General features: G+C 71.4%; 1 protein-coding gene. It reads left to right on the top strand.

Annotation, left to right across the window (positions count from 1 at the left end; all coding sequences use genetic code 11):
- The first annotated feature begins 218 nt into the window (after positions 1 to 218).
- A complete protein-coding gene (locus G3N99_RS40620) occupies positions 219 to 1,016 on the top strand; it encodes a (Fe-S)-binding protein (RefSeq protein ID WP_206125243.1) in 798 nt (265 codons plus the stop codon).
- Positions 1,017 to 1,131: the final 115 nt, after the last annotated feature.

The following is a 1,131-nucleotide window of genomic DNA, read 5'->3' as shown; positions in this document are numbered from 1 at the left end:
CGGGGCCGGACCGAAGTGGTGCAGCGCCGTCTCGATCTTGCGCATCACCACTTCGGTCCGGCCCCGTGCCGTCATCGCTGCCATCGTCGCGTCTCCCTGCGGAATGCGTGCCGCGCCGATTGGCCCAACCAATTTGAGCTGCGGCGCCGTCGCGGGAATTATGCAGCGAAATCGTCGTCCCGCATCCGCATGCCGGGCCGTCGCCTCTGGAGCGAGACATGAACCCAAGGCAGTACCCCGCCGCCCCCGCGCACGTCTACCTGTTCGCGACCTGCCTGGTCGACCTGTTCGTCCCCGAAGCCGGGCTCGACGCGGTCCGCCTGCTGGAACGCGAAGGCCTGACCGTCCACTATCCGCGCGGCCAGAGCTGCTGCGGGCAGCCGGCCTACAGCAGCGGCAATCCCGACGAAGCGCGCCGCGTCGCGGCCGCGCAGCTCGACCTGTTCGCGCAACCGTGGCCCGTGATCGTGCCGTCCGGCTCGTGCGGCGGCATGATCCGGCACCATTGGCCGGCGCTGTTCGCCGACGATGCCGTCCACGGCCCCAAGGCCCGCGCGATTGCGGAACGCACCTACGAACTCACCGAATTCCTCGTACACGTGCTCGACGTGCGGCTCGATGCGCTCGCCGCACCGGTCGGCACCGACGAGCGCGTGGTGCTGCATACGTCGTGCGCGGCCCGCCGCGAAATGGACACCCGCGTGCACGGCGTCGCACTCGTCGACGCGCTGCCAGGCGTGACGCGCATCGAACACGAACGCGAATCCGAATGCTGCGGCTTCGGCGGCACGTTTTCGCTGAAACATCCGGACATCTCCGGCGCGATGGTGCGCGACAAGGTCGCGTCGGCCTGCGCGACGGGCTGCGACCGGCTCGTGTCCGCCGACTGCGGCTGCCTGCTGAACATCGGCCACGCGGCCGACAAGGCCGGCGCGCCGCTGCCGGTCGAGCACCTCGCCAGCTTCCTGTGGCGGCGCACGGCAGGCGCCGCCTCGCTTCCCGGAGACAATCATTGAGCGCGCGCTACTCAATCCTCCAGCGGCCTCGCGCTGCCCCGCCGGGTGTCGCCGCCGTCGCCGCCCCCCCGCCCGCCGCACGCACCATCCCCCATCCCGCCACCCGCCCCGCGCC

The organism is Burkholderia sp. Ac-20392, assembly GCF_017104585.1.
GTDB classification, from domain to species: domain Bacteria; phylum Pseudomonadota; class Gammaproteobacteria; order Burkholderiales; family Burkholderiaceae; genus Burkholderia; species Burkholderia lata.
This window is presented reverse-complemented; position numbering and strand designations above follow the sequence as displayed.

Coding starts and splice junctions, on each gene's coding strand:
- G3N99_RS40620 (WP_206125243.1), top strand. CDS start 219: ATGAACCCAAGGCAGTACCCCGCCGCCCCCGCGCACGTCTACCTGTTC.